Source organism: Geobacter sp. OR-1, assembly GCF_000813145.1.
Taxonomy (GTDB): domain Bacteria; phylum Desulfobacterota; class Desulfuromonadia; order Geobacterales; family DSM-12255; genus Geoanaerobacter.
On record NZ_BAZF01000001.1, the window covers coordinates 25,348 to 47,858 of the forward strand.

At 54.3% G+C, this 22,511-nt stretch carries 11 protein-coding genes; 3 read left to right on the forward strand and 8 right to left on the reverse strand.

Features of this window, described 5'->3' with window-relative positions; genetic code table 11:
• Positions 1–39: 39 nt before the first annotated feature.
• The 3 genes from OR1_RS00140 to OR1_RS00150 form a co-directional block, all read right to left on the reverse strand.
• The gene (locus tag OR1_RS00140) at positions 40–312 is read right to left on the reverse strand and encodes a hypothetical protein (protein WP_041969216.1); all 273 of its coding nucleotides are present in this window, start codon (positions 310–312) and stop codon (positions 40–42) included.
• A complete protein-coding gene (locus tag OR1_RS00145) occupies positions 309–1,457 on the reverse strand; it encodes an aminotransferase class V-fold PLP-dependent enzyme (RefSeq protein WP_041969217.1) in 1,149 nt (382 codons plus the stop codon). The genes OR1_RS00140 and OR1_RS00145 overlap by 4 nt, the downstream gene beginning before the upstream one ends.
• Positions 1,458–1,530: 73 nt before the next feature.
• Positions 1,531–2,862, reverse strand: a complete 1,332-nt coding sequence (locus tag OR1_RS00150) for a right-handed parallel beta-helix repeat-containing protein (protein ID WP_052440158.1) — start codon at positions 2,860–2,862, stop codon at positions 1,531–1,533.
• 247 nt (positions 2,863–3,109) lie between these two features.
• Between OR1_RS00150 and OR1_RS00155 the strand changes: the two genes are divergently transcribed.
• Positions 3,110–5,350: a vitamin B12-dependent ribonucleotide reductase gene (locus tag OR1_RS00155; RefSeq protein ID WP_041969218.1), complete on the forward strand. Its 2,241-nt coding sequence runs from the start codon at positions 3,110–3,112 to the stop codon at positions 5,348–5,350.
• 167 nt (positions 5,351–5,517) lie between these two features.
• On the opposite strand, the gene OR1_RS00160 is transcribed toward OR1_RS00155, so the two are convergent.
• From OR1_RS00160 to OR1_RS00175, 3 genes are all read right to left on the reverse strand, one after another.
• The gene (locus tag OR1_RS00160; protein ID WP_082002732.1) at positions 5,518–7,473 is read right to left on the reverse strand and encodes a PAS domain S-box protein; all 1,956 of its coding nucleotides are present in this window, start codon (positions 7,471–7,473) and stop codon (positions 5,518–5,520) included.
• 265 nt (positions 7,474–7,738) lie between these two features.
• Positions 7,739–8,011: a hypothetical protein gene (locus tag OR1_RS00170; RefSeq protein WP_041969221.1), complete on the reverse strand. Its 273-nt coding sequence runs from the start codon at positions 8,009–8,011 to the stop codon at positions 7,739–7,741.
• A 114-nt stretch (positions 8,012–8,125) separates the two neighbouring features.
• Entirely contained in the window at positions 8,126–8,662 is a 537-nt protein-coding gene (locus OR1_RS00175; protein ID WP_082002755.1) for a peroxiredoxin, read from the reverse strand.
• A gap of 246 nt (positions 8,663–8,908) precedes the next feature.
• Between OR1_RS00175 and OR1_RS00180 the strand changes: the two genes are divergently transcribed.
• Positions 8,909–9,307 (forward strand): glutaredoxin domain-containing protein, encoded by a 399-nt coding sequence (locus OR1_RS00180; RefSeq protein WP_041969223.1) that lies wholly within the window; start codon positions 8,909–8,911, stop codon positions 9,305–9,307.
• Positions 9,308–9,355: 48 nt separating this feature from the next.
• On the opposite strand, the gene OR1_RS00185 is transcribed toward OR1_RS00180, so the two are convergent.
• Together OR1_RS00185 and OR1_RS00190 are read right to left on the reverse strand one after the other, a co-directional pair.
• On the reverse strand, positions 9,356–10,078 hold the full coding sequence (locus tag OR1_RS00185) for a cytochrome c biogenesis CcdA family protein (RefSeq protein WP_041969225.1): 723 nt from the start codon (positions 10,076–10,078) through the stop codon (positions 9,356–9,358).
• Between the two features lie 28 nt (positions 10,079–10,106).
• Positions 10,107–12,380, reverse strand: coding sequence for a response regulator (locus OR1_RS00190; RefSeq protein ID WP_052440160.1), 2,274 nt, complete (start codon positions 12,378–12,380; stop codon positions 10,107–10,109).
• Between the two features lie 389 nt (positions 12,381–12,769).
• On the opposite strand from OR1_RS00190, the gene OR1_RS21885 reads away from it, so the two are divergent.
• Complete coding sequence (locus OR1_RS21885) at positions 12,770–22,474, forward strand: putative Ig domain-containing protein (protein WP_160295188.1); 9,705 nt, start codon at positions 12,770–12,772, stop codon at positions 22,472–22,474.
• Positions 22,475–22,511 lie beyond the last annotated feature (37 nt).

Sequence of the window (22,511 nt, forward strand, 5' to 3'; positions counted from 1 at the left end):
AGACACGGCTACTGAATGACCGGCCGGGACCGGTATTGATTATTTCTCCGTGTATTGGGCCTTCAGTTCCTTGCCGGAGGAGATGAGTTTAATGAAATAGGTCTTGTTCTTTTTATCAACCCCTTCCATTACCGCTTCGCCATCCCTGTTAATCTGCGCCAGGACCGCATCGGGAGACTCCTTGATGGTAAAGTAGCTGAAGATGTTGGTCTTGAAGATATCCTGCCTTGTAAACGCCCTTTGCGGCGGCAATGAGCAGCCCGCAATGGCGACAAGCAGGGCAATACCTGAAAATATCCTTATCCGGCTCATCTCTTCCTCCTTGCAATCCGTTCTATTGCCTCGACAAAAGCGGCAATTTCTGACTCGGTGTTAAACCACCCGGGGCTGACCCTGATGGTGCCCGCCGGGTAGGTGCCTATCGACTTATGGGCGTTGGGAGCACAGTGAAGACCGGTCCTGACCGCGATTTCATGGTCATTGTCGAGCAGAAACCCGACCTTGCTGGGGTCCATTCCGTCCATTGTGAAAGAAACCACGCTGCCGCGCGGCCGGCCGGCATCCGGGCCATAAACCTTCAATCCGGCAATCGGCAGCAAACCGGCAATCAACTGTCCGACCAGTGCCGCTTCATGCCTGGCGATCGTATCAACACCTATGGAACCGACAAATTCGACGCCGGCCAGCAACCCGGCAATTGCCGGCGTGTTCTGCGTGCCGCTTTCGAACCGTTCGGGAAGGGTCTCCGGCTGGTAAAGGCTGGCCGAGGAGGTGCCGGTCCCGCCGACCAGCAGAGGCTTCAGCTCGATACCTTCGGCAATGTACAGAAACCCGGTGCCCGGAGGCCCCATCAACCCTTTATGGCCCGGGGCTGCGAGCATATCGATATGCATGGAACTAACATCTATCGGTATGCTGCCGGCACTTTGCGCAGCATCGACCAGCAGGGGGATCCCCGCTTTTTGCGCTGCCGCGCCGATCGCCGCCACATCCTGGATGGTGCCGGTAACATTGGAACAGTGGGTAACGGCAATCAGCCCGGTGTTGGGACGGATAGCCGCAAAGATATCACGGGGAGGGACAAAACCGTCCGGCCCGGCCTGGACCCAGGTCACCTCAACTCCCTGCAGGCTGGCAAGATGCAGAGGCCTGGCCATGGAATTATGCTCCATGGCGGTGGTTATTACATGGTCCCCGGGCTTCAGCAACCCCAGCAAGGCGAGGTTTAGAGACTCCGTAGCGCTGTGGGTGAAAACCAGGCGGCTCGAATCCGATATCCCGAATAGATGGGCCAATGCCTCCCTTGCTTCGAGAACGATCCTGGCTGCGGAAATCCCGCCGCGATGCCCGCCCCTTCCCGGACTCCCCGCCCCTTCCCGAAGGGCCTCGTCAACTGCCTTGTAGACTCCCTCGGGTTTTGGAAAGGAAGTTGCTGCATTGTCCAGATAAATCGCCATTATGGAAACAGTAGCATGCGGCCCCATGCTTGGCAACCGCATTTCCCCAAGAAAAGTATATGTTACCCGAAGTTTACAGCACCGCTTGCGGGCGTTGCGGCAGCACAGGCATGAACAGGACCCGGCCGCTGGAATCTCCCCTGTGGATTCGTGACAGAATACGGTCCGGCGTGATGTCGCCCCACCAGTTCCCCATCACGCTAAGGTCTTCATCCCCGGAATATTCCAGATCATGGCCGTTGTTGGCGGCAATGACATTTCCCCAGACCACGCTCCCGGCCCCGGATATCTTGAGCCCGGTGGCGCCGTTCTGGCTGATATTGTTGCCGTTGATCCTGATCCGGGAATTTGTCAGGTTAACCCCTGCTTCCCGGTTGCTCAGCATCCTGTTGAAAGAAACGGCACCTTCCGAACCGGTCAGCACCACTCCGGTGCCGTTAACCGTGAAGCTGCACCCGGTAACCTTCAGTTTGCAGTTTTCGGCAACAAGGGCAGCGCTGCTGTTGCCGTAAAAGGTTGCTCCGGTAAGATAGAACGCCCCTCCGCCAACCATGATGCCATTCCTGTTGCTGGAGATATTGATATCCCGGAGATCAAGCTCGCTCTCAGCGGATTTCACGGCGATATCGCAGCTGCTAATCACACCGCCCGCGATATTGGCATCAGAATCCTGCAGCCGGATCGCCGTGCCGCTTGCGGAAAGCGATAATTCCCTCAGGGCGATCTGGGAATGAAAAACATCCAATCCCACCCTGGCCCCTTCAACACGGCACTGATCGAGCAGGTTCTTCTTCTCTGATGCAAGGAAAACTATCCCTTGCCAGTCACCGGCCGCAGGCTGCGCATAGCTCCCGGTTAACAGGATCTGTTTGTCGGGCGCCCCGGCAGCAACCAGCCGCCCCTGGACCAGCAGCCCGGAAGTAGCGCTGTCCCCGTCGCCGGAAGGGATGAACCGGACAATGGTCCCGGCCTCGATGGTCAGCGTGACCTGTGGCGGCACCGTGAGCCAGCCGTTGACATGAACCTCGCCGTGCCAGACCGTATCTTCCTGGACTGTCTCATTCCGGTATTCGCGATCCGGAGTTGCGGATAGATTGGCAACCCGCTCGTTCAACGGGGCAACAACAGGCGCCGCCGGTTTCGTGATAGGGGGCGCGGCTGCCGGTACCTGCGGTTGCTCCTCAACCGTTGGCGCAACCGGTACATCTTGCGGCAGCTGTTGCCGGGCTGGTCCGGGGTTTTCCGCCTCAGGCTTGACAACAGGCTGCGGCACAGGATCCACCGTCGCTTTTACTATGGGCGGGATCGGACGGGGGGATATTCCTATCATCGAATCATAGCTGCAGGCTGAGATCGCAACCATCAAGGCCAACAGCAGGGTCCTGCCGAATATATCGCTTTTCATCCTGTCTCCTGAAACTGACCGGCCTTTGCACGCTTTACGGCAGCGTTTGTAGCATAAAAAGTCACCTATGTAAATCGCCGGGCCGTCCGCACCGGCTAACCGTTGAAACTTTTCGAGACGAATCGCGATGTTACATTTTTTTGACACAACCCACTTGACAGACCATAGATGTTGTGTTTAATTCCTTTTCGTTACACAAAATGTAGTGGTATTCTTATTATTCAATAAAATCAAGGAGAACAGGTCAATGGCAAAAGCAACCGCCGCTAAGAGCAAGGATATGATCCCGGGACTAACCCCCAATGCGCTGACCGTACTGGAGAAGCGATATCTGAGGCGAGATTTGAGCGGCAAGCCTCTGGAGGGGCCCGTAGACATGTTCCGGCGAGTTGCGGACACGATTGCCTCGGCAGACAGCCTGCTTGACAAAAAGGCCGATGTCAAGGGGCTTTCGGACCAGTTCTATAAAATAATGACCGAGTTCGAGTTTCTCCCTAACTCACCGACCCTGATGAACGCCGGCCGCGAACTGGGACAGCTCTCGGCCTGTTTCGTCCTCCCGGTCGGCGACTCGATGGAGGAGATCTTTGAATCGGTAAAGCATACCGCGCTGATCCACAAGTCCGGCGGCGGCACCGGTTTCTCCTTCTCCCGCCTCCGCCCGGCGCACGATGTCGTCATGTCCACCACCGGCATCTCCAGCGGCCCGCTCTCTTTCATGAGGGTTTTCGACGTGGCGACCGAAACCATCAAGCAGGGTGGCACCCGCCGCGGCGCCAACATGGGAATCCTGCGGGTCGATCACCCGGACATCATGAACTTCATCATGTGCAAGGCCGACCAGAAGCACCTGAACAACTTCAACATCTCAGTGGGGTTGACCGAGGATTTCATGCAGGCCGTGGAGGAAGACCGAGACTACACTCTTATAAACCCGAGAAACGGCGAACCGTTCGGAACGCTCAATGCGCGGAAGGTCTTCAACCGGATCGTCAAGCAGGCCTGGGAAAACGGCGAACCGGGAATCATCTTCCTCGACCGCCTCAACCGGGACAATCCCACTCCGCTGGTCGGCGAGATCGAATCGACCAACCCGTGCGGCGAGCAGCCGCTGCTCCCCTACGAATCGTGCAACCTCGGCTCGATAAATCTCGGCAAGATGGTCAAGGACGGCGAGCTGGACTGGGACCGGCTGAAAGAGGTCGTGACCCTTGCGGTCCATTTCCTGGACAACGTCATCGAGGTCAACAAGTACCCGCTGCCGCAGATCGACGAGATGACCAGGTCAAACAGGAAGATCGGCCTGGGGGTCATGGGCTGGGCCGACATGCTGATCCTGCTCGGCATCCCCTACTGCTCCGATAAGGCCATTAAACTCGGCGAAAAGGTGATGAAATTCATCAACGACGAAGGGCACGCCGCTTCCCGGGAGCTGGCGGCAAAGCGCGGCTCGTTCCCCAACTTCAAGGGTTCGATCTACGACCGCCCCGGAAAGGGAGCGATCCGGAACGCCACCGTCACCACCATTGCCCCCACCGGCACCATCTCCATAATCGCCAACGCCTCGTCCGGCGTCGAGCCGTTGTTTGCGGTCTCGTTCGTCAGAAACGTCATGGACAACACCAAAATGATCGAGGTAAACCCGCTCTTCGAGCAGGTGGCCAAGGAACGGGGCTTCTACTCCAAGGAATTGCTGGAAAAGATCGCGGAACACGGCACTCTGCACGACATCGTAGAGATACCGGCAGATGTCAGGGACGTCTTCGTAACTGCCCACGACATCTCCCCCGAATACCACATCAAGATGCAGGCAGCTTTCCAGAAATACACGGACAATGCCGTATCCAAGACCGTCAACTTCCCCAACAACGCCACCGTAGAGGACGTGGAAAACGTTTACCGCTTGGCGTACCAGGCCGGGTGCAAAGGGGTAACGATCTACCGCGACGGTTCCCGCGACGAGCAGGTGCTCTCCACCGGCAAGACCGAGGAGAAACCGGCACCAACAGCAGCGGCGGAAGAAAAGCACGTCTTCAAGCGCGACCGCCCCAAGGCGCTCAAAGGATGGACCTACCAGATGCAGACCGGCTGCGGCCCGCTCTATGTCACCATCAACGAGGACAAGTCCGGCCTGTTCGAGCTGTTCACCACCATGGGCAAGGCCGGCGGCTGCGCGGCCTCGCAGGCCGAAGCGATGGGAAGGCTGGTATCCCTAGCATGGCGCAGCGGGGTCCAGGCACGGCAGGTCGTGAAACAGCTGATGGGGATCTCCTGCCATTGCCCATCCGGCTTTGGCGAGAACAAGGTGACATCGTGCGCGGACGCAGTTGCCAAAGCGATCCAGGCCCACATGGCCGCTTCCGGGCTTGATGCCGGCATCGAGAAGCAGGCCCCGGACCGGGGCGCCTGCCCCGAGTGCGGCGGCACAGTCGAACACGAAGGTGGCTGCGCAGTCTGCCGCTCCTGCGGCTACAGCGAATGCGCCTGAGATATTCCCGGCATAACGAAGGGGAGTAGATGGCAAAAGCCCCGCAGACAAAGTTCTGTGGGGCTTTTTTCAGGCCGTAATGTTCTCCATACCGATCTTTTTCAGGGCCCAGACCGCAAGGTCCTCATCGTCCCGGTTATCTTCAACCAGCATCACGGAGAGATTTTTCATGCATCTTCTCCGTTTGCCCCGAGCGTAAAGTAGAATGTCGCCCCTGCTCCGGGTTTCGCCTCTACCCAGATCCGGCCATGGTGCTTTTCAATGATCCGGTGGACTGTTGCCAGTCCAATGCCGGTCCCCTCGAACTCTTCCTGATGATGCAGCCTGCAGAACGGTTGAAAGATGTTTTTGATAAACGCCATATCGAACCCAACACCGTTGTCCCTGACATAATAGACATTTTCCCCGTCAATGTCCTTTTGCCCGAGCTCGATCATTGCGTCAGGATTCTTGGAACTGTACTTGACGGCGTTCCCCAGCAGGTTTTTCAGACATGTTTCCAGCATGAACCGATCGCCTGTGGCGGTTACATCCGGTGCAATCGAGATATTGACTCTTCGGTTCCCGATCTCTTCGACAAGTTCTGAAGCGATCCGCATCGCCATTTCCGACAGATTCAGTTTCTGCTGATGCATTTCGGCAACGGATATCCGGTTCATGGCAAGAAGCGAGTCGATTACCGTCCTGAGCCGGTCGCTGTCAGCCACGATTCGTTGGGCACAGTGAATGATCTGCTCATCGCCATCTTGCGCCGCAAGGTCGATCATCATGGCGCCGAAACCTTCAAGCCGGGCAAGGGGCGCCCGGAATTCGTGGGAGAGTGCATAACAGAACCCGTCCAGCTCCCCGATTATCCGCTCAAGCTCGGCTGTCCGCTCTCTGACCCGGCTCTCAAGTTCGTCGTTGAGCTGATTGACTTTCTCTTCAGCCAGCTTGCGCTTGGTGATGTCGCGATTGCCGACACGTTGCCCGAGCGGTTCCCCGTCAGGGCCATGCACACTCTGACAGGTGTGAGATATCCAACGGTACTCGCCGTTTTTGGTGACGATACGGAAATCCACATGCTCCGGTCCGGCATCGGTGGACAGGGCATGCCTATGGTCTGTGTAGATAGACAGATCATCGGGATGGATCATCCGGGTCAGCAACTCCGGGCCGGCATAGAATTCCTCCGGAGTGTAGCCGCTGACCTGCTCACATGAGGGTGACATGTAACGAAGCGTGCCGTCCGGCAGGATCCAATATTCCCAGTCTGCAGTGAACTCCGCGACCGTGCGGTAACGCAGCTCGCTTTCCCTGAGCGCCGCCTCTGCCTGTTTTTGCTGGCTAATGTCGCGGGCAGCGGCGAAGACTCCCAACACCTCCCCATGCCGATCCCGATAGAGAGCCGCATTGTAGAGCACATCCGTTACCCGCCCGGACAGATGGCGTAGGGAAAGTGGATAATCCCTGACTATGCCGTCGCGCCAGACAGTTTTGTAACCGATCCTGGCGTCTTCGGGGTCGGTGAAGTAATCGGAAAAATCCGTGCCGATCAACTGCTCCCGCGGCACACCCGTTGCCTCCATGGTGGCCTGGTTGACATCCATGATCTTGCCATCCTTGCTGATGGTCACCAGCGGGTCCAAGCTGGCCTCGATCAGGCTGCGGGCATAGCTTGAAGATGTCCGCAAGGCAGTTTCGGCCTGTTTCAGCCTTCGCTGGCTCCAGACCAGATAGGCTATGATAGGCGCCCCCACAAGAAGAACCAGCATGTCAATGACCGGGTGCGCCCAGTATTTCTCAAATAATCCGTGCTGGCAGGTTACTGAAATCCCGTCCGAGCGCAGAGGTGGATGCAGATCGGTGGAGGCATTCGCCGCTAGAGCGGATTGCAGAAGCAAAGCAACCAGCAAGACCCCACAGAGATACACACCTCCCCTGCAGGAGAAACTGCTTCGTCTCTTTTGCTTCGGTTCAATGCTCGCCATTGCTCTATCCAATCTCTTCTGGACACTGGTGCTGATTGCAGGACAAGTAGCTCGTAACGACTCTTCGGCCTTGCTTCGTTCGATATTGTCGAACAGCCGTTCGTTTTTTTGTAGCCCCCCTTTCGGCCGATTATGCTTGCTGCTGTCGCTCAACAGACTCTCCTGCGATGCGTCCAACGCGTTTGTTGATAGTGCGGCTACAGCGAATCGTCTGAAGTACTGGATTGAAAATGAAAAGGCCCGCCGGATAGCGGGCCTTTTCGAGTCAATCTAGGATCAGCCCGAACTAATATCTTAAAGAAACCAGTAACAGGCATATTGGACAATGACCGGAGTAAACAACATGTTATGGATTGCAGGCGTACCTGCAACACCGAGCCCCCGGCCCCTCAATAAGGGACCAGGGGTTCAAAGGTAACTATTCTTTCATCATGCTATCCAGCATATCATCAGCGTCTTTCAGCTTCTGATCGAGTTTCTTCAACTCATCGGCTGAGTACACTTTCTTCCCTTTTTTGATTTCGGCCTGCAGTTTTTTGATCTTCTGCTGGATCGAATCTACTTCTGTCTTACATTCCTTCGAAATGAGCAGGCACTCATTCTTATCGCCTTTTGCTTGCTCAGCGGCAAAAACAGGGACAGTAGCAGAGATCATCATTGCGGACAGTAAGAGAACCATAGCCTTCTTCATGATTTTGCTCCTTTATGTTGAGAATAATTATACTTTTAAAAATATATCACCCCGAATTCGGCTGTCAACTTTTGTAAGAATTTTGTCTGCAAACAACGCCTCCGGAAAATGATACTACCTCCCGAGCGTCTTCTGGCCCGGCTTCCAGCCAAGCGGGCATAGACCGCCCGTCTGCAGCGCCTCCAGAACCCGGATCGTCTCTTCGATGCTTCTGCCGACATCGGCATTATGGACTACCTGATACTGGATCACCCCCTGCGGGTCAATGATGAAGAGTCCCCGTTTGGCAACACCGGTTTCTTCATCGAGAACACCGTAAAGCCGTGCGGTTTTCTTGGTAAAATCCGCGAGCAGCGGATAGTCGAGCTTGCCCAGGTCTCCCCTCTTGATCCAGGCAAGATGGGACCACTTGCTGTCGGTTGAGATCCCAACTACTTCGGCACCCAGTTTGCGGAAGGTGTTGAGATTATCGTTGAACCCCTTGATCTCGGTTGGGCAGACAAAGGTGAAATCAGCCGGGTAGAAGAAGAGGACCAGCCATTTCTTCCGAAAATCATTGAGACTCAGCCGGCTGAACTCCCGCCCCGGTTCGGTACCGGTCACGGCATCCAGGGCAAAATCCGGCGCAGCCATGCCGACTTGGGCAGTCATCGCCATCCGGTCGCATAGACGGCAGTTGTCAGCCATACCGGATCTTGACTCGATCGGGTGGGCAATACCGGTCTCGGTTGCGGCCCCGGCCGGTTCGATACTTCCGCCCCACAGTAACAGTGCCGCCAGCAGAATCATTACCTGACTGAAACGATCCATGATCTCCTCCCCTGGCCCAGAATAATTGAGCTGATATGATAAACTTAAGTATATCGTAATAATCTTGCTAATCGAGAGGAGATGTTCATGTTCCGTACGATCAGGATTACAGGCTGTCTGCTGATTGCCGCGTGCATGCTGCCGTCCTTTGCCGCTGCCGCAGAGAGCGCCGGAAAGCAGTCCATTGTCGCCCCCCCGGCAGTACCCGCGAAAAAATATCCGCCGGTCGTGATATACACGCTGTCGACCTGCCCCCACTGCAGAGAGGCAAAGGAGTATTTCTCCCAGCACAATATCCCGTTCGTCAATCGTGAAGTCGATACCGACGATCAGCATATGGCGGACCTGATGACCATCTATGACGCCATGGGAGTGCCGGAACAGAAGCGCGGCGTGCCACTGATCATCATCGGCAATACCATCCGCCTGCAGGGATTCAATAAGGACAAGATCGAGGAGGCGCTCACCAAAGCTCCGGCGCAATAGAAAGACGGGCGGCAGAGGCTGGCCGCAAAGCGGCAAGCGCCGCAATAGTTACCCCGTCAACCTGGAAATGTATTGCCCCAGAATATTCAGAGAATCAGTGAACAGCAGCATTCCCACGACGATCAGAAATACCCCGGTGGCCACTTCAAAGAGGCGGATATGTTTCTTGAACCGGCTGAAAACATCCAGAAATTTATTCATGGCAAGCGCCGACACAAAGAAGGGGATCGCCAGCCCCAGCGAATATGCCAGGAGTAGACCAATCCCATGCAGTACCGTCTCTTCGGCAGCGGCAACCATGAGAATTGAGGCCAGGATCGGCCCGATACAGGGGGTCCAGCCGGCGGCAAATGCAACGCCGACCAGAACGCTACCCAGGTAACCGGCCGGTTTCCGGTGAATGGTTATCCTTTTTTCCCCCAGCAGCAGGTGAATCGGCACCAGACCGGTAATGTGGATGCCGAAAGCAATGATCAACAGACCGCCGACCCGCCTGAACAGTATCGCGTGAGTCTGGAGAAATCCGCCGATAAAGGTTGCCGATGCCCCGAGGAGCACGAAAATCGCCGTAAACCCGGAGATGAAAAGGAGCGAATGGATTGCCGCCTGCCTGCGGACCTTTGCCGGGGGATGCTCTTCCTGGAAGTCGGCTAATGACAGCCCGGTCAAATAGGTGATGTAAGAAGGGATCAACGGCAAGACGCACGGGGAGAGAAACGACAGCAACCCTGCGACAAAAGCTCCAGCAAACGTAATCTGTTCCGGTCCCATATACGCCCCACAGCCACGATTCGCTTGGTTATTCTGCCAATGCCTTTTGCATGACCTCTTTAAGAGTGGAGAGCCTGTAGGGTTTCTGGATGAAACCGGCCAGCCCCTTGCCGGCAAACTTCTGGTTGATTTCGTGCTCATTGTAACCGCTGCTCATAACAACCTTAACTTCCGGGTCCAGGGTGCGCAACTCGCGGAACGCCTGATCACCATCCATGTGGGGCATGGTCAGGTCTAAAATTACGCACCTGATCCCCTTGATCTCCTTATACTTTGCCAGCGCCTCCCGTCCGTCGGACGCAGTGACCACGTCAAAACCGAGCATCTGGAGCATTTCGCTCCCAATTGCGCAGACCGTGTCTTCGTCGTCCACCAGCAGCACGGTCCCTTCCCCCTTCCAGTCCATTTCATCCGGCACTGCATTGAAGATGGAGGCAGGAAGCGCACCTGCCGGGAGCAGCACCTTGAAGGTCGTCCCCTTGCCCGGTTCGCTGTAAACCTTGATCGCCCCCCGGTGCCCGCGCACGATCCCGAGCACTGCCGCCATCCCAAGGCCGCGGCCGGTAAATTTCGTGGTAAAGAACGGGTCGAATATCTTCGAAACAGTCTCCTTGTCCATGCCGCAACCGGTATCAGAGATCTCCAGATAGACATACATCCCTTCGGCGATATTCTCCTCCATCCAGACCCCTTTCAGGTATTTCCGGTCGCACTCGATGCAGCCGGTCCTGATAGCGATGACTCCGCTCTTCTCCCCGATGGCGTCGGAGGCATTTATCACGATGTTCATGATGATCTGGCGCAGCTGGGTGGCATCACCTTCGATGCTCGGGAGATTGTCGCTGAAGTGAAAACGGAGGAGCGCTTTCTTGGAAATGGATACCTGCAGCAGGTGCACCATATCCTCGATCATCCGGTTGAGGTCAAGGGGTTCAACTATGAACCGCCCCTTGCCCGAATAGGCAAGCAGCTGCTTGGCGAGATCGGTGGCCCGCAAGGCCCCCTGCTCGATTTTCTTGAGATTCTCGGCTACGATCGATTCGGGGGGTATCCTCATCATGGCGATATCGGCATTGCCTACGATCGAGGTGAGAATGTTATTGAAATCGTGTGCGATCCCCCCGGCCATTACCCCGAGGCTTTCCAGCTTCTGGGTGTGCATCATCTGCTGCTCCAGCTGGCGGCGCTCTTCGAGCTGGTGTTTCTGCTCCGTAATGTCCCGGTTGGAGACCCTCCTGCCCCTGTTATCGCTCCCTGTCGCAAGCACGGGGCGGCAAACATGGTGAATCCAGCGGGTGTTCCCGTCCCGCCTGACAATGCGGAATTCAAGTTCCTCTGCTTCGTTGTTATCGGGGAGTGACGCGTGGTGCTCTTCATATACGGCGCGATCGTCCGGATGGACCAGACTTATCACCAGGTTTTTGTCCTGCATGAACTCTTCGGCCGAATACCCGGTTACCTGTTCGCAGGGTGGGGAAACATACATCATCTTCCCGCTGGGATCGGCCCAGTACTCCCAGTCCTGGGTCCAGTCACAGACAGTGCGGAATTTTTCTTCATTTGCCAGCAGCTGTTGTTCGTAAACTTCGCGCTTCCGGGTTGAATAGACTATGCCGCTGCATCCGAGCACCCACAGGAACAGGTAACCTGCCGAGATGTAGCTACGAACCTGTTTTTCGCCTTCATAATAACCGTTGAGCGGAATGGCGATGCTTATGCCCCCCCGGACCTCGTTCTGCTTGTAACCATGCTGGGCATGGCATTTCAGGCAAGGCTTTTCCGTCACAAACCTCGATATGAGCCGCAGATATGGCTTGCCGTCAATCTTGGTTATCTGTGATTGATCCTTCGCTCCCCTCTCAAAAGCATGCAGCGCCTCGCGCTCCCAGCTGTCAGGGGCATTGACCGGGTTGGTCGGCTTAAGGCTGGTAAGCTTGCTGACCACGGGATCGCCAGATGATTTCTTGATATCGTCAAAAACCATCCTGGTCATGTACGCCGGGTTCACCAGGGTGAGACGTTTGCCGCCAGTGGTTACCAGATCCCGTTCCGGAAGCGTAAGGTATGGATTCGGTTCTACCTTGTCGGCCGGAGCATAAACTCCCCCCAACCTGGCGCTCCAGGCGCGATAGTAATAATTCAGCCGGAAATAGTCTCTCGCTTCGTTTTCCGCTTCGCTGATGACATTCCGATGGTAAACGACAAGAGTGGTGGTGGTGATGGCGGCAATGACAGCAGTCCATATCAGGCAGAGCATGAGACAGAAACTGCCGGTTTTACCAATATTTTCGCAAGATTTCATATCAGATCCCTAATTATTTATAAATTGTCATTAGTTTTATACAACAATCCTGCAAAGATGTGTGTAAATTCTAACATTCTCCTACGCCTTGTCCATCAGTTCATTTCCAAGTAACCGCAGATTGCCGGCCGATCTACCGTGCTGCATAGCCATATCTGTTCTTGACATTTGCGAAATAATTTATTAATTGAACGATACACATGAACATTTGTAATTAAATTATTACAACTCGCATCACCTCACCACAGTCATCCGAAAAAATCCAGCGCTGCAATTTTATTGTTCCAATTATATTTCGGGTAAAAGGGGGAAACATGAATCTGCCTGGCCTATTAAAACGGAACCTCACCCTGCCGCAAACCATAAATTCAGGCTACATACGATTATGTATGATCATTTGCCTGGTCCTGGCATCAAATGTTGCGTTTTCGGTCAACAGCAGCCATGGAGCTATGATTGGCACTCCGCAGGCTAAATGGCGAGACAAAGGGGAAAACTTTCCGTCTACTGCGAAAACAGCGCAGAAAGCTGACAGATTCAAAGAAGGTGAAATCCTGGTCAAATTCAAAGACGGCGTTGGCGAAGAAAGGAAAACCAGGGTTCACAAAAGGCATGGTCACGAGAAAATCCGCTCATTCAGACATGCCAAGGCGCAGCATGTCAGGCTAAAGCCAGGGATATCCGTCGAGGAGGCTATCAAGAGCTACCAGACAGACCCGGATGTGGAATACGCCCAGCCCAATTACATCTACACCATATCGGATGTTCAGCCGGTTGTCCCTAACGACCCGATGTTCGGAGAGCTTTGGGGACTAAACAACACCGGCCAGAGCGGAGGGGCCGCCAGCTCCGACATCAAGGCTGCGGAATCGTGGAATATCACCACTGGTTCTGACAATATCGTGGTGGCGGTCATCGATACCGGTATCGATTATAACCACCCCGACCTGTCAGAAAACATCTGGGTTAACAGCGGGGAAATCGCTGGCAACGGCATTGACGACGATGGCAACGGTTATGTTGACGACATACACGGCTGGAATGCGGTGGCCGATAATGGCGACCCGATGGACGATAACAGCCATGGGACGCACGTTGCCGGCACAATCGGCGCTATCGGCAACAACCTCTATGGAGTCGTGGGCGTCAATTGGCATGTCAAGTTAATGCCGCTTAAGTTTATCAGCGACACCGGGCAGGGGACCACTGCCGATGCCGTCGAGTGCCTCGATTACTTGCTCACCATGAAGTTACGCGGAGTGAATATCGCATTATCAAATAACAGTTGGGGCGGAAGGGGTAACGATACACTGCTCTATCAAGCCATCAAACGACAGATGGATAATGGCATTCTGTTCGTCGCCGCAGCCGGAAACGACGGCTGTGATACGGATATATATAAATTTTACCCGTCAAACTATGAATTGCCGAACATTATTGCCGTAACGGCAACCGACCGTAACGACAGCCTGGCTCAGTGGACCGCTAGTTTTGGCGGCTGTGGCCCGGGAGCCAATTATGGTCAACATTCGGTTCATCTTGGTGCTCCGGGCAAGGAGATTTTGAGTACGATACCCGGTGATAGTTATGATGTTTATCAAGGGACTTCCATGGCTGCACCGCATGTTTCCGGCGTTGCGGCGCTGCTCAAGGCTGCAGACCCGAATTGGGACTGGAAAGCCATCAAGAACTTGATACTGGCCGGAGGAGATTCCGTCTCAGCCATGAACGGGAAAACCCTTACCGGGAAGCGTCTCAACTCCTATGGCTCTTTGACCTGCAATCAAAAACCGCTGTTTGCGCTGATCAAATCACCGGAGGCGTTTACTGCGGGGGTACCGATCACCATATCGGTGTTGAGCATCAACTGCGGATCACCCTCACCGGCATTTTCCGTAGCGGCCTCCAATGGGGAAACGATCCCATTCCATGATGACGGTCAAGATAACGACCTTGCTGCCAACGACGGTATCTTTACTGCAACTTGGATCCCGCCAGCAAATGTCTCATTTGTGACCGTTACATCACCTTCTGGCACCATACGCCTTCCTCAGCTTTCGATATCCACCGGCTATCTGATTCAAGGCAACCCCAATTCCCCCTACAACCAAACATTATCAGCAGTCGGGGGGCTGGAACCGCTTACCTGGGCAATCGACCCCGGTAGCCCTCTCCCGCCGGGACTTTCATTGAACACCATGTCCGGTGAGATTACCGGTCTGCCAACAACAACCGGCAGTTTCCCGTTCATAGTTACGGCTTCCGACAGTACCGGCATGGTTGCCACAAAACCACTGTTTATAATCATTTCCAACGGTACCGTTATCGAAGAATGGGCACGGGAATACCGTGGGCCGGCAGCGGATGATGCAAAGGACATTGCCCACGACGTCAATGGCAATACCTATGTAACAGGATATTCCTATCAGGCGGATAACGGCTTTGACTTCATCACGATAAAGTACGACCCGGCTGGTACCGTCCTCTGGAAAAAGACTTATCACCGGGGGAGCCACGACATGGCCTCCGCAATGACCGTTGATGCCGGGGGCAATGCCTATGTTGCAGGGATGAGCTATGACGGGGAAAATGATCTCGATGCAATGGTCGTCAAATATGACCCGGAAGGGAATGTGCTGGCGGAAACAATCCTGAAGGGCGGATGCAACCAGACAACTGCTGTTGGTGTTGCCGTTGACAGCATTAATAACTTGTATCTGTTGACTTCTTCCTACAGCGAGGCAAAAAGCCTTGATTTTCTGATAACCAAATATGATTCGTCAGGGAATATGCTCTGGTCAAACAGCTATGACCACCCCGACCGAGTGGACAACTATTCCAATTACGACAGGCCGTACAATCTGGCGCTTGATACTGTGGGGAATATATACGTTACCGGCACTACCAATAGCACGAAATTTGGATCCAATCAGAGCTGGCTCACGGTGAAACTTAATGCTGCGGCCACTCCCATATGGGCTGCAAAATATTCTGACGTCGGTATGTACACCAATGCGTTCGACATCGCCGTTGACCGGAATGGCAATATCTATGTCGTCGGATCAGCGCAGCTTGACCCTGCGGACAGATATTCTCTGGTTGGCATGACCACTGTCAAATACAGCGGCGCCGGGTCACTGCTTTGGAAAAGACAGTTAACCTCCGGATTTGCCATGGCATACGGCATAGATGTTGATGCCCACGGCAATTCATACACGACCGGATACTCTCAGGAAGTGGGAAACCAACTGGACAGCTGGTGGACCATTAAGTACGATGCCTTCGGAAACCGACCCTGGACTGTAAAATCGTCATTTTATAACACTAACGGCCGCGCCCAAGCAGTTACCGTAAATCGGCAGGGCGACGTATGGGCTACCGGATACGTAGTAACCGGGGATGACACCAATTACCTTACCATCAAGTATTCCGACAGTTCATTTCGCATCAACGCCATGCAGGAACAGCTTATCGACCTAAATGCTCCTTTCAGCATGTCCCCTGAGATAGTCAATGGGTCAGCACCGTTTACATGGTCCATTAAATCTGGCTCACTTCCCCCCGGTCTTTCATTGAACAGCTCAACAGGGGCGTTGTCAGGAACGCCGACAGTCTTTGGAACATACAGTTTTACCCTTCAGGCAGTCGATCAGTCATCTGCTATTGCAACCAGAGATTTTATGCTCAACGTGGCTCACCCGTTGGACATTGCAACAACACTGCTTCCGGCGGGAGTAGTCGGCAGTGACTATCTTTCCAGCCTTTCAGGATACGGCGGACTATTACCATACATCTGGACCATATCTTCAGGAAGTTTGCCCGATGGTGTTTCGCTTGACACCAAGACCGGCGTGCTATCAGGTACACCAAGAACTCCGGGGAAATTTAACTTCACTGTCAGATTAATTGGCGGATTTACCAAGACGATAGACAAGACCTTTGAAATTGACATTGCAGCCGACAATTCAACTCCAACCTCAACCGTTTATCCCCCCGGAGGGTCATTTGTCGGATCACAGATCATTCGCCTGACCTCCAACGAAACACATTCATCGGTTTACTGCACCACAGACGGGACAACACCGGTCATACCCGACAACCTGTGCTCTGCTATCACGGTGAGCAAGTCCCTGACCCTAAAATATTACGCATCTGACATGGGTGGGAACCGTGAACCCTTACGGGAAGAAACCTATTCCATAACTGGTGGGGAAGCGTGGGCATGGGGGTCTAATGGGTACGGCCAACTTGGCGATGGTACGAACAGCGTGTGGACTGTACCGGTCAAGGTTGCAAATATTGATGATGCACTATTGTCAGTGGCGGCCGGCTCCTACCATACACTGGCACTGAAAAGTGACGGCACGGTCTGGGCCTGGGGTTATAATAACAATGGTCAGCTCGGCAATGGGACAACAACCGACAGCTTCATTCCCGCGCGGGTAAGCGAACTCGATGGTGTCATTGCAATAGCGGGACATAATTATCATTCGATTGCTCTGAAAAACGACGGAACTGTCTGGATGTGGGGTGACAACGCCTACGGTCAACTGGGTGATGGCACAAATACCGACCGGCATACTCCCATCCAAGTGGCAGGTCTCAGTGATGTGGCATCGGTTGCAGGCGCCGCATACGATTCATCTTTTGCCTTGAAGAAAGACGGTACTGTCTGGAAATGGGGGTCCGGTAGCAGCACTCCGGCTCAGGTAAGCGGCTTATCCGGTATTGTCGCCATCGCTACCGGTGACAGCCATGCCATCGCCCTCAAAGATGACGGCACAGTCTGGACCTGGGGGAGCAACTCATTTGGTCAGCTTGGCAATGGGACAACAGACACAACATCAACGCCAGCAATAGTAAATGGCCTTTCACAGGTGGTGGCAATTGCGGGTGGTTATGCTCATTCACTCGCCGTAAAGAGTGACGGAACTGTCTGGGCTTGGGGTTATAATTACAGCGGCCAGCTCGGTGACGGCTCCACTAGCAACAGACTTGTACCGGTACAGGTAAGCAACCTAGCCGGGGTGAAATCTGCTTCCGGTGGCTCAAATTATTCCATTGCCCTTAAAAATGACGGAACCGTCTGGGCATGGGGCGACAACTCATATCGTCAGCTCGGCGATGGGACTGCACAGCAAAGGCTTACCCCTGTTCAGGTAAGCGGTCTTGCAGGGATCCAAAATATTTCAGCGGGGAGAGAGTATTCCATTGCCATAAAAATGGCGCCGTTGGCCATAACACCCCCCACCACGATTGACGGTACGCTCAACTTCCCCTATTCCGTCGCACTGAAGCCTTCCGGCGGAATGGGGCCATACGCCTGGTCATACTCGGGAACTCTTCCGGACGGCCTGTCGTTTAACGCCGTTACAGGAGTTATCTCAGGTGTTCCTCCAGCTACAGGCACATATTCGTTCGACGTGCAGGTGTCAGATATTAACGCTGTATCCGTTACGAGACCGTTATCAATAACCATCCATGCTCCATTGTCGATAACGACCGAGACCCTTCCGGGAGGCTTTGTCAGCAGCCATTATAAGCAGTCACTGGCCGTCACCGGGGGGCCTTCGCCATTTACCTGGAGCATTACAGCAGGAAGCCTTCCGGACGGTTTGACGCTCGACAGCGCTATGGGAGTCATTTCCGGAATACCCGCCCTTGAGGGAGCTTTTGTTTTTACCGTAAAAGCAGCCGGTGCGAACAGTGCATCGGTGGAAAAATCATTTTCCATTGCAGTATCTGCCGATTTTCTGACCCCTGTCACTAACGCGTACCCTCCCGGAGGATTTTATGTAAGAGCACAGACGGTAACCCTCAAATCCAATGAGCCGGGAACGACAATATATTGTACCAAGGACGGCACCCTCCCGATTATTCCTGATTCTCTGTGCAACCTCCCCATTTTGGTAAACAAGTCAATGACCTTAAAATTCTTCTCTGTCGATCCCGCAGGGAACATTGAGGAGATTAAATCTGAGCAGTATTTGGTAACAAATGCCGGTGGGGAACTATTGCAATGGGGGAAATCCACACTTGCGCCGTCGCTGGTAAACGGCCTTTCCGATATAGTAGCAGTTGCCGAAGGGGGTGATCATACTCTTGCACAGAGACTATCCGGATCTTTAGTTTCTTGGGGTTCGAACAGTAACGGGCAGCTCGGTGATGGTGCTACCTATACGAGGTATTCTCCCGTGGGTGTAATGGGATTGGCCATGGTCACTGCAATTGGCGGTGGGGGAGACCAGAGCCTTGCTGTAAATAACGACGGAACACTCTGGAAGTGGGGCTATTTCCTAGGGGGTGGATACGCCACTGCTCCAATTCAGGAAAACAGCCTCACCAATGTAACTTCCGTGGATGCCGGAGCCTATCATGGCGTAGCACTCCGAAATGACGGCACAGTCTGGACATGGGGATACAACTCTTCGGGGCAACTTGGCGATGGGACAACAACCAACCGCCTTACACCTGTCAGGATTAACGAACTTTCAGGCATTACCGCTATTGCCGCAGCTAAGGGATCACTATATGGAGTTGGGAATCACTCTGCAGCTCTCCGAAATGACGGCACAGTCTGGACATGGGGGGCAAACAGCTTCGGGCAACTGGGAGACGGTTCAACTGAATCACGATCTAAGCCTGTTGAAGTGGCAGGGATATCTAACGTAAGTGCGATATCATGCGGGGAGCAGTTTACCGTTGCCCTGAAAACAGACGGTTCTGTCTGGTCCTGGGGGTATAATGGCTACGGTCAGCTCGGCGACGGCACGTCAACAGCCAGGACCACGCCGGCCCAGGTCAGCGGACTCACAAATGTTGTTGCTATAGCTGCGGGAGGCAATCATGCGCTGGCCCTGAAAAACGACGGCACAGTCTGGACATGGGGGAGGAATAACCAGGGTCAACTCGGAAGCGGAACAACAACCAACAATCTAACGCCGACGCAGATTTCCGGACTGACTGGCATAGCCCGGATTGCTGCCGGCATGACCCATTCCGTAGCGATCCGGCAAATCCCTCTGACAATTGCTTCTTCTTCCCTGCATGAAGGTGAGGTTGGCCTACCCTACAGCCAGATGCTTGCAGCTAACGGCGGCATGGCTCCGTATACATGGTCATCAACAGGGAATCTCCCTTCCGGTTTAACATTAAACGCGTTAACCGGCGAGCTATCAGGAACACCGGCTGCAGCAGGCACCTCTTCAATTACTATCACTGTTACGGACAGTAACGGCACCATTACATCCAAACAACTGTCAATAATTGTCTATGGGCAATTGTCAATCTCTCCTGCGGCTTTTTCTGACGGAGTTATAGGTTCACCCTATAGTCAAAGCATTGGGTTCTCTGGGGGTAAGTCAGATTATATATTGTCAGTTATTGCCGGTAGCATACCTGCCGGATTATCCATGGACGCGTCAGGTATGGTAACTGGCACCCCCACCACATCGGGCACGTTCACCTTTACGGTTCAGGTCTCGGATTCACTCGGCGCGACCAGCAGCAAGGAGTTTTCCATCAGGATCAACTGCGCCGTGACCGCATCAGTGCTGGAAGGGGCAGGTTCCATCAACCCGCCAGTTGCAACAGTCCTTGCCGGAGCCAGCCAAACGCTGACAATCACGACAAATCCGGGTTATATCATCAAGACATTGACCGATAATGGCATCCCCGTTTCCGCACAGGTCAGCGGAACCAATCAGTGTACCTATACGCTTACCAATGTCGCGGCCAATCACTCGGTTGCTGTCGCTTTTACCGCAGTTGATGTCCCTGCCGGGGTGAACATGGTAGCAGCGCGATACATGCATACGGCAACACTGCTGAATAACGGAAAAGTCCTGATCACCGGAGGGGGTGCAACTGACGGGTTCGGATCAGAACTTGATTCCGCGGAAATCTTCGATCCAGAGACACGCGCCTTTACCGCGACCGGGAACATGGCAACGCGCCGTTCCGGGCATACAGCCACTCTCCTTGCGGACGGCAAGGTCCTGATAGCAGGCGGCAACACTTCGAGCGTTGGTGCCGAAATCTACGACCCGGAAACAGGGTCATTTACCGCGACTGGCAATATGATTTTGCCGCGCGTCTTGCACACAGCAACCAGGCTTCAGGATGGCAGGGTACTTATTGCCGGCGGGCTCGCAGGCGATAATATTTTCCTTGCCGAGATATTTGATCCCGCTACCGGGACGTTTACCGCAACCGGGAGCATGTCATGGGTACGGGTACGGGCAACCGCAACCCTTCTTGCCGACGGCAAGATATTGATAGCCGGAGGTCTGGGAACGCAAGACCCTTCAAGCAAGATCTACCTGCAGCTCAGCTCGGTGGAGACCTTTGATCCGGCGACAGCAACTTTCTCCGTATCAGGTTATCTTGCATCATCACGTTACCGGCACTCGGCATCAGTCCTCCCCGACGGCAAGATACTGATTGCCGGAGGAGAAACACATTATTTCACGCCAGTAAACCGGGTCGAAATCTTTGATCCTGCAACCGGAACCTCCACATTCACCGGCAACATGTCAACCCTGCGATCACGTCACACGGCCGTTACACTTCCGAACGGAAAGGTTCTGATTTTCTCCGGATCGTCAGGAGCATCTCTCAACACCACAGCAAGCAATATCGAAAGTTATGATCCTGCAACCGGTCTATTTACCGGCGTCGGCAACCTATCCACAGGACGGTATTTCCATAGTTCCACTCTTCTGGCCAACGGACAGGTTCTGATTGTCGGAGGCAACAACTCGCTGAACACGGCTCTTAGTTCAGCGGAAATACTTGCCGGGGATGACACCACACCCCCTGCTCTCACCATTGACATGATTCCGGCGCTGACCAACCAGAGAACGCTGACGATACACGGCACCAGGGAGCCTAACGCTGTGATATCTGCCACCACAAACAGTGCCGCAACAATCGGCACGATTGAATATCCTACCGATTCCACCTGGAGCGTTATCGTTAATGCGCTTGCCGAGGGAGAGAACGTCATTACCGTCTCAGCGCGTGATGCATCTTGGAACGTTTCGTCGACAGCGACCGGTATTACTGTTGACACCGTTGCACCAACCGTTGCCATTTCTGCACCGGCATCGGGAACCATCAACACCCCTAAACCGGTCTTGAATTATTCCGTCAGCGACGGCGCCGTGGTGGTCATGCTTGACGGTCTTTCCGTCTCTAAAACATCTGGAGATACTTTAGGGCCTCTGGCAAACGGCGAACATACGGTAAGAATTGAGGCGACGGATACAGCGGGCAATATCGGCACCAGCACTGCCACATTCACGGTTAATTACACAGCACCGGCAATAACCACCGCCACTCTCCCTGCATCTAGCAAAGGGGCTTACGATGCGACAGTCGAAGGGGCAGGAGGAGTCAAGCCATATCGATGGAGGATTTCATCCGGCCTCTTGCCAAGTGGGCTCACGCTTGACAGCATTACCGGTCGCATAACAGGGTTCCCCGTAGATACAGGTATTTTCTTCTTCACAATCGAACTGCAGGATGCTGAAATGACCACCGCATCCGAGGAATTTTCGATTACGGTTTACGATAGACCTGCAATAACCGTTCTGACTCTCGGTTCCGGGGAAGTCGGGGCAACATACATCCAGAACATTACGACAACGGGAGGGAGTGGCGGTAACACCTGGAGCATATCATCCGGGAGCCTCCCTCCGGGAATAACCCTGAACAGCTCTACCGGCCAGATCTCCGGAACCCCGACCGTTGCCGGAAGCTTCACATTCATTGTTCAGATCACCGACAGCTTGGGAACAACCGCCTCGCGTCCGTTCACGGTGACCGTGAACGAGGGAATCCTCAAGATTCCGGGGATCACCGGCAGCTACGCCTCCCTCCAGACCGCCTTCGGTGCGGTTCCCGACGGCGGCCGTATCGATCTGAGAGATACCCTATTCACCGAGAACCTGACCTTTGACCGTCCGGTAGCCATCACGCTCCGCGGCGGTTATGACGCTGCCTACGGCGCCAACCAGGGAGTTACAATCATCTCCGGGCAGCTGGTCATCGCCCAGGGGACTGTGACAGTCGAAAACATCGCGATCAAGTAGGACAATCCCTGCTTCAAGCTGAAACGATAAAGGCCCG

Coding starts and splice junctions, on each gene's coding strand:
- OR1_RS00140 (WP_041969216.1), bottom strand. CDS start 312: ATGAGCCGGATAAGGATATTTTCAGGTATTGCCCTGCTTGTCGCCATT.
- OR1_RS00145 (WP_041969217.1), bottom strand. CDS start 1,457: ATGGCGATTTATCTGGACAATGCAGCAACTTCCTTTCCAAAACCCGAG.
- OR1_RS00150 (WP_052440158.1), bottom strand. CDS start 2,862: ATGAAAAGCGATATATTCGGCAGGACCCTGCTGTTGGCCTTGATGGTT.
- OR1_RS00155 (WP_041969218.1), top strand. CDS start 3,110: ATGGCAAAAGCAACCGCCGCTAAGAGCAAGGATATGATCCCGGGACTA.
- OR1_RS00170 (WP_041969221.1), bottom strand. CDS start 8,011: ATGAAGAAGGCTATGGTTCTCTTACTGTCCGCAATGATGATCTCTGCT.
- OR1_RS00175 (WP_082002755.1), bottom strand. CDS start 8,662: ATGACTGCCCAAGTCGGCATGGCTGCGCCGGATTTTGCCCTGGATGCC.
- OR1_RS00180 (WP_041969223.1), top strand. CDS start 8,909: ATGTTCCGTACGATCAGGATTACAGGCTGTCTGCTGATTGCCGCGTGC.
- OR1_RS00185 (WP_041969225.1), bottom strand. CDS start 10,078: ATGGGACCGGAACAGATTACGTTTGCTGGAGCTTTTGTCGCAGGGTTG.
- OR1_RS00190 (WP_052440160.1), bottom strand. CDS start 12,380: ATGAAATCTTGCGAAAATATTGGTAAAACCGGCAGTTTCTGTCTCATG.
- OR1_RS21885 (WP_160295188.1), top strand. CDS start 12,770: ATGATCATTTGCCTGGTCCTGGCATCAAATGTTGCGTTTTCGGTCAAC.